Source organism: Stenotrophomonas geniculata ATCC 19374 = JCM 13324 (assembly GCF_001431625.1).
GTDB classification, from domain to species: domain Bacteria; phylum Pseudomonadota; class Gammaproteobacteria; order Xanthomonadales; family Xanthomonadaceae; genus Stenotrophomonas; species Stenotrophomonas geniculata.
Genome location: NZ_LLXT01000045.1, coordinates 1 through 7,031, shown reverse-complemented (window position 1 = coordinate 7,031; position 7,031 = coordinate 1). Strand labels below are relative to the sequence as shown.

General features: G+C 67.9%; 7 protein-coding genes. 5 read left to right on the top strand and 2 right to left on the bottom strand.

What is annotated here, in order from left to right; all coding sequences use genetic code 11:
• Window positions 1-75: 75 nt before the first annotated feature.
• The 5 genes from ARC63_RS02620 (at window position 76) to ARC63_RS02600 (ending at window position 4,259) form a co-directional block, all read left to right on the top strand.
• On the top strand, window positions 76-594 hold the full coding sequence (locus ARC63_RS02620; protein WP_229301621.1) for an RNA polymerase sigma factor: 519 nt from the start codon (window positions 76-78) through the stop codon (window positions 592-594).
• A complete protein-coding gene (locus tag ARC63_RS02615) occupies window positions 591-1,592 on the top strand; it encodes a hypothetical protein (protein ID WP_057502454.1) in 1,002 nt (333 codons plus the stop codon). The genes ARC63_RS02620 and ARC63_RS02615 overlap by 4 nt, the downstream gene beginning before the upstream one ends.
• Window positions 1,593-1,632: 40 nt before the next feature.
• Window positions 1,633-2,229: an IMPACT family protein gene (locus ARC63_RS02610; protein WP_043403374.1), complete on the top strand. Its 597-nt coding sequence runs from the start codon at window positions 1,633-1,635 to the stop codon at window positions 2,227-2,229.
• A complete protein-coding gene (locus tag ARC63_RS02605) occupies window positions 2,222-3,994 on the top strand; it encodes an ABC transporter transmembrane domain-containing protein (protein WP_010484484.1) in 1,773 nt (590 codons plus the stop codon). Before ARC63_RS02610 ends, ARC63_RS02605 begins: the two co-directional genes overlap by 8 nt.
• A 70-nt stretch (window positions 3,995-4,064) precedes the next feature.
• Window positions 4,065-4,259 (top strand): hypothetical protein, encoded by a 195-nt coding sequence (locus ARC63_RS02600; RefSeq protein WP_005409247.1) that lies wholly within the window; start codon window positions 4,065-4,067, stop codon window positions 4,257-4,259.
• Window positions 4,260-4,486: 227 nt separating this feature from the next.
• Here the strand turns inward: ARC63_RS02600 and ARC63_RS02595 are convergent, their stop codons facing one another.
• Window positions 4,487-5,611, bottom strand: a complete 1,125-nt coding sequence (locus ARC63_RS02595; protein WP_057502453.1) for a prephenate dehydrogenase — start codon at window positions 5,609-5,611, stop codon at window positions 4,487-4,489.
• A complete protein-coding gene (gene pdxY / locus ARC63_RS02590; RefSeq protein WP_057502452.1) occupies window positions 5,608-6,516 on the bottom strand; it encodes a pyridoxal kinase in 909 nt (302 codons plus the stop codon). Before pdxY ends, ARC63_RS02595 begins: the two co-directional genes overlap by 4 nt.
• Between the last annotated feature and the right edge of the window lie 515 nt (window positions 6,517-7,031).

Here is a 7,031-nt window from a genome sequence, read left to right as displayed (position 1 = left end):
GGCTATGCGCCATCGCCTGCAGGCCTTACCCTGTACGCCGTGGAAGCCAGCGCACTGCCAACCGATGAAGCCTTGATGCTGGCCTGGGCCGGTGGCGACCTGCGCGCATTCGAAAGCCTGTATGCGCGCCATCGCAAGCGCCTGTTCGGCTTCCTGCTGCGGCAACTGCGCGACAACGCGCTGGCCGAGGAGATCTTCCAGGACGTCTGGCAGCGGGTGATCAGCGCCCGCGCCGGCTGGCAGCCCGAGGCGGCGTTCAGCACCTGGTTGTTCCGCATTGCGCACAACCGCCTGAATGACCATTGGCGTGCCGCCCGTCATCGCCCCGCCGCGCCGGCCGACGCCGATCTGCGCCTGGCCGCGATCGAGGATGGGCAGACCCCGGAAGGTGAGCTTTCCGAATTCGAACAACGTCGCCGCATCCAGCTGGCGATGGAACAACTGCCGCCGGAGCAGCGCGAAGTGCTGCAGCTGCGGCTGGATCAGGAACTGAGCCTGGAGGAGATCGGCCAGATCACCGGCGTAGGCCGGGAAACCGTGAAATCGCGGCTGCGCTATGCGATGGACAAGCTGCGTGCGGGATTGAACGCATGAACCGAGACGAACCGCTGACGCCGGAAGAACGCGAGCTGTCCCGCCTGCTCGGCCGTCGCGCCGATCAGGCACCGCCCGCCGCACTGGACGCCGCCATCCTGGCCGCGGCCCGCGCTGCCGTGGACGCTCCGGCTGCCGATGCGGTCGCCTCTCCCGAGGCGCCGCCCACGCAGCGCACACGCCCGCGTTGGCCGGCGGTGTTCGGCATCGCCGCCTCGATGGTGTTCGCCATTGGCATCGCCTGGCAGCTGCGTCCGGAACCGCCGCCGGTTCCGGCCGGTGAGGCCGCTGTTGCTGCGGCACCGGCTGCTGCAGAAGACGTTGCGGCTGCCGATCAGGCCGCTGACAGCAGTGCGGCCGACAGCGCGGTGGCGGCTGCGGAACCGGCCGCAGCGCCCGCAGCGCCCGAGGCAGGCCCTGTTGCCGCTGCCCCGGCACCGGTCATCGCGCGCACGCGCAAGCCTGCGCCGGCCGAGTCCGCTGAAGCGCCGGCCCAGGCTGCACGATCGATGGCTGCAGATGCCGCCGCCGATACCTCCTTTGCGGCCCTTCCGCCCGCTCCGGCCGCAGCGCCGGCAGCAGCGCCGCCTGCGCCACCGGCACCCGCCGCCTACTCGGCACCGGCACCGGCATTCGCGCCGGCAGCGTCCGGGGCGCTGAAAGCACGCACGGCCGCAGCACCGGCAGCCAATGCCGCCGAAGTCGAGCGGGCGCAGGCGCTGGACCGGGTAGAAATCACCTCGATGAAGCGTGAGGCTCCCAGCCGTTCCGCACCAGGCATCATGCGCCGCAGCACCGATGCGGGCCTGAGCGCGGACGCCGTGCAGGCCGAGGTGGACGCCGACGCACGACTGCCGCGTCGGCAGTGGCTGCAGAAAATCCGTACACGACGCGACGACGGCCAGCGCGATCTGGCCCGTGCCAGCCTGGAGCGTTACATGCAGCAGTACCCGGAAGCGCGCCTGCCACGCGACCTGCACCCACTGCTGGACGACTGAAGCGGACGGGAATACCTGGCAACCCCGTAGAATGGCGGGAATGCTCGATACTCTCGCCCAGCCGGTCAGCCACACGCTGGAAGTCAAACACAGCCGTTTCATCGCCCATGCCGCGCCGATCGAAGGCGCCGCAGCGGCCATGGCGTTCCTGCAGCAGGTCGCGGTGGCCGATGCCACCCACAACTGCTGGGCCTACCGGCACGGGCAGGACTATCGCTCCAGCGACGATGGCGAGCCGGCCGGCACGGCTGGACGTCCGATCCTGGCGGCGATCGACGGCCAGGGTTTCGACCGGGTGATGGTGGTGGTGACCCGCTGGTTCGGCGGTATCAAGCTCGGCGCCGGTGGCCTTGTACGCGCTTACGGTGGCGCCGCCGCAGAGTGCCTGCGTACCGCGCCGCGCCTGCCGCTGCTAGTGATGGCCCGGCTGCAGCTGCTGGCCGGCTTCGAGGATCTGGGTACCCTGCACGCCACCCTGCCCGCCTTCGGTGCCGAAAAGCGCGATGAACAGTTCGATGCCAATGGCGTGTGCCTGCGGATCGAATTGCCTGCCGATCAGGTCGACGCATTGAAAATCCGCCTGCGCGACGCCACCCGTGACCGTATCCGCATAGAAGACGACGACCAGGATGACTGACAAGGACGACGCCCCCGCTTCGACCCCGCCGCTGCGGCGCCTCGGCAGCCTGCGCACGCTGTGGCCATTCGTGCGCCGCCATAGCGGGCTGTTCACCGCCTGGCTGCTGGCCCTGGCGGTGTCTTCGGCCGCCACGCTGAGCCTGCCGCCGGCGGTGAAGCAGATGATCGATCATGGTTTCAGCAGTGGCGGCCAGATCAACCGCGCCTTCGCCCTGCTGATGCTGGTGGCGGTCGTGATGGCGTTGGGCACGGCCGCGCGTTTCTACTTCGTGTCGCTGCTCGGCGAAAAAGTCGTGGCCGACCTGCGCAGCCAGCTGTATGCCCACCTGATCCAGCTGGGCGCCGGCTTCCACGACCGCAGCCGCAGCGGCGAACTGGTCTCGCGCCTGACCGCGGACACCGAACTGCTGCGCAGCGTGGTCGGCTCGACCATGTCCGTAGCATTGCGCAGCACGGTCACTGTCATCGGCAGCCTGGCGATGCTGTTCGTCACCAGCCCGCGGCTGGCCGCATGGTCGCTGCTCGGCATTCCGCTGGCGGTGCTGCCGATCATCATCGGCGCACGCAAGCTGCGCACCGTCGCACGCAACAGCCAGGACCGCATCGCCGATGCCAACAGCCTGGCCAGCGAGACGCTGGGCGCGGTGCGCACGGTGCAGGCACATGCACGCGAACCATACGAACGCGGTCGCTTCGACAAGGCGCTCGGTGACGCCATCGGCGCCGCCCGCCGCCGCATCGGTGCGCAGTCGCTGGTCACCGCCAGCGCCATCCTGCTGGTGTTCGGCGCCATCGTCGGTGTGCTGTGGCTGGGCGCGCACGACGTCATCGACGGCCGCCTCAGCGCCGGCACGCTGGGTCAGTTCGTGCTGTATGCATTGATCGGCGGCGGTTCGGTGGGCGCGCTGGCCGAAGTATGGAACGAGCTGCAGCGCGCGGCCGGCGGCATGGGCCGCATCGGCGAACTGTTGCAGGAAGACATCGAGATCCGCGCGCCGGCCCAGCCGCATGCACTGCCGCAACCGCTGCGTGGCGAGATCCGGTTCGACGACGTGGTGTTCCACTACCCGCAGCGACCGGACCAGGCCGCACTGGACCACTTCAACCTGCATGTGCGCCCCGGCGAGACCGTAGCGCTGGTGGGTCCGTCAGGGGCGGGCAAGAGCACGGTGCTTTCGATGCTGCTGCGCTTCCATGACCCGGCCAGCGGCCGCATCGACGTGGACGGCATCGACGTGCGCCAGGTCGACCCGGCCGAGCTGCGTGCGCAGCTGGCGCTGGTGCCACAGCAGCCTACGCTGTTCGCTGCCAGTGCCCGCGACAACATCCGCTATGGCCGCCTGCAGGCCAGCGACGCCGAGGTCGAGGATGCCGCACGAGCGGCCGAGGCCGACGGTTTCCTGCGCGCGTTGCCGCAGGGCTATGACAGCGAGCTGGGTGAGCGCGGTGCCCGCCTGTCCGGTGGGCAGCAGCAGCGTGTGGCGATTGCCCGTGCGCTGCTGAAGGATGCGCCGATCCTGCTGCTGGATGAAGCCACCAGCGCGCTGGATGCACAGAGCGAACACAGCGTGCAGCAGGCATTGGAACGGTTGATGGCGGGTCGCACCACGCTGGTCATCGCCCACCGCCTGGCCACCGTGCTCAAGGCCGACCGCATCGTGGTGATGGACCAGGGCCGCATCGTCGCCGAGGGCACGCACGCACAGCTGCTGGCCGAAGACGGACTGTACGCTGAACTGGCACGCCTGCAGTTCATCGATTGATGACGTCCGGCTAACATCGGCGCGGCCAAGCTGGCCGCGCAACTGCAGCATCCGCTGAAGGAGGTGCACGATGTCGTTCCGTCAGTTCCCCGCCGTCGACAGCAACGGCGAAAGTCACATCATCATCGAGTTCAAGCCCGAGGCGAATGGCAGCGGGCACCATTCCGAAGCCACGCCGCGCTACGAGCTGGATGATGGGCGGCCGCTGGTGCGCGATGGCCGCGAGTTCACCACCAGTGGCGGCGAGTTGAGGTTGACGATCTGAGGTTCGCCGGGCATGGCCCGGCGCTACCGGATTTCATTCCGCCCCGCTCTGGTGGGTGTCGACCTTGGTCGACATGCTTTTTGCCAAAGGCGGTCGAGCATGGCTCGACGCTACAAAAAGGCATGGTCAATTTTTCACCAAGCATCTTGACAGCCTTGGCTGCCAAGGGCTGCGCGAGGTTATCCACACCTTTGCTCAGAAACCATCCACATCGCCTGTGGATGAATTCAGCCCAGCACCCGTCCGATGCCGCTGGCGTCCACCTCGGCCGCCGCCCGGGTGATCGCCGCCGGATCGCTGCCGGCCACGAATCCGATACGGAAATGCACTTCGCCGCCAGGCGTTCGCGAAGAATGGATCGACGCCAGGCTGATGCGGTGCTGCTCGAACACGTTCAGCAGTTCACGCAACGACCCCGGCCGGTCTTCCGGCAGGTGCACTGACAACGCATTGCGCTCGGTCAGGTCAGCCAGCAGATAGCCCACGCGTTCGAATGTGTAATTGCCGTCCGCCAGCGCCTGCTCGCCGAAGGCAGTGCGATTGGCCGACAGCAGCTGCTCCCGGAATGCAGCACGTGCACCGTCGTCACCCTGCCCGACCTGCGCCTGCAGGGACTGCAGCTGGCCGACCAGCCGCTCCAGCATCGGCGCTACGTATGGGTTGCCGAACTGGATGTCTTCGTAGATCGCCGGGTTGAGCGACAGGATGCGCGAGATGATCGCCGTATCCAGCTCGAACGATGCCGACCGATACGGCATCATCGTGGCCAGATCGCCCAGCTGCGGCTGGTACTGGCGCAGCACGCCGGCCTGGGCCAGGTGAGTGGCATGCACCATCGCCTGTACCAGCGCCATCATCTGGTCGTGGTGCTGTGGCGTGGCGCGCACGCACTCAGCCTGCAACGCCGTGCACAGCGTATTGGCCCACGGCTGCCAGTGCTGCAGCCGCGCTTCGCAGACCACCATCACCCGGCCCTTCAGGGTCGGCGCCTTGGGCGGAGCGGTCATCGGGTGCAGGCCGACCACTTCGGCTTGAGAGGCCAACATCGCCTGGACCGGCGCTTCCTTCACCGAGGTCACGTCCAGCCACAGTCGGTCGCGTTCACGGCCTGCGGACTGCCGCACGTACTCGGCGATCAACGCGGGCGTGTGCCGGATCGGCGCCGAGAACACCAGCACGTCGGCCTGCGCCAGCAGCTCTTCCGGCGTATGCGAGTCCGGATCGGCCGGATCGTGGCCGATCACCTTCAGCTGCATGTGCTGCTGGAAGAAGCGGGTCAGCCAGCGCCCGTAGGCGCCGGCACTGCCGATGATGCCGACCGTGCGCGGCGTACGTTCGAGCAGGCCGCTCATGCCACGCGTTCGGCGCGGAAGCGCGACCCTTCGGCCAGCGCGGCAGGCGCTGCAGCAATCACGTCGAACTCTTCGAAGCCGTTGTCCAGGGTCGCCTCCAGCGCCGCGTGGGTGCCGGCAATCGCACGCGAGATCGCCTGCTGCATCGATTCGCCGCGCAGCAGGAACGACACCACCAGCGACATCAGCACATCGCCGGTACCGGCCACGTCCACCGGCAGCAGCGGCGAGGTCCAGCGCCAGGTCTCCTCGCGGCCAACGGCCAGGGTCACCAGTTCACCCGGGGTGCCGCCTACGCTGTGCGCGATCACCCAGTGCGGGCCACGATCCAGCAGCGTGCGTGCGGCGGTGATGGCATCGGCCTCGGCGAGCGCCGGCATGCCGGTCAGGCGATTCAGTTCAAAGGCGTTCGGGGTCACCAGCCAGGCATGCGGCAACAACCGCTCGGCGAAGATCGCTTCCAGGCCCGGTTCCACGTAGGGGCCGGTGTGAGTATCACCGATCACCGGATCCAGGCAGTAACGCAGCTGCGGGCAGGCCGGCAGGATGTCGTCCAGCCAATCGGCGAAGGCGGCACCATTGGCCGTGCTGCCAAAGTAGCCGGAGACGAGCATCCTCGCCCGCTGCGGCAGGCCACGCTCGTGGGTGCCCCGCAACAGATCGGCGAACCAGTCGGCGGGCAGCACGCGACCGCGGGTGGTGTCGTAGAACGGCGCGTTGCTCAGCAGCACGGTCGGAATTTCGGCTACGCGCACGCCGAGCGCGCGCATCGGCGGTACGGCGGCGCTGTTGCCGGCATGGCCGTAGACAAGTTGCGACTGGACCGAGATGACATCGATCGGCGACGGGCCGTCGGGCCGCTGGCGGCGGCCGTGGACCAGGTGGTTATCAAGGGATTCGCTCATGGCCGCATTCTACGCCCAAGGGGGTTTTCGGCAGGGCTTGCAGCCCTGCACCTGCTCTATGCAACGGCAACGGCAACGGCAACGGCAAAAGCCAGAGCGGCATTCCGTGAGTTGGCGGGGCGGTGTGGGTGGTCAGGACACGCCGTAAACCCATCCATGGGGGCTCGATGGCGCCATCCATGGCGCCAACGGTCCTGCCCACCCACACCGCCCCGCCTTCGACAGATTCATGCGGCTGTTGGTAACTGCGGCTGTTGGTGGGTGTCGACCTTGGTCGACACGGTAGATCCATGCCATGCGTGGATGAATTCATTCGATATCTGACAGATGTGTCGACCAAGGTCGACACCCACCAGAGCAGAGTGCTGCTCCAACAGATCGCGGCCAACTGTCGAAGGCGGGGTGGGTCCGGTTGAGGGGGCGTGAGCCGCATGGATGCGGCGACCGAGCTTACATGGACGTACTTGCAGCGTCCCCCTCAACCGGACCCACCCCGCCAACCCACGGAATGCACG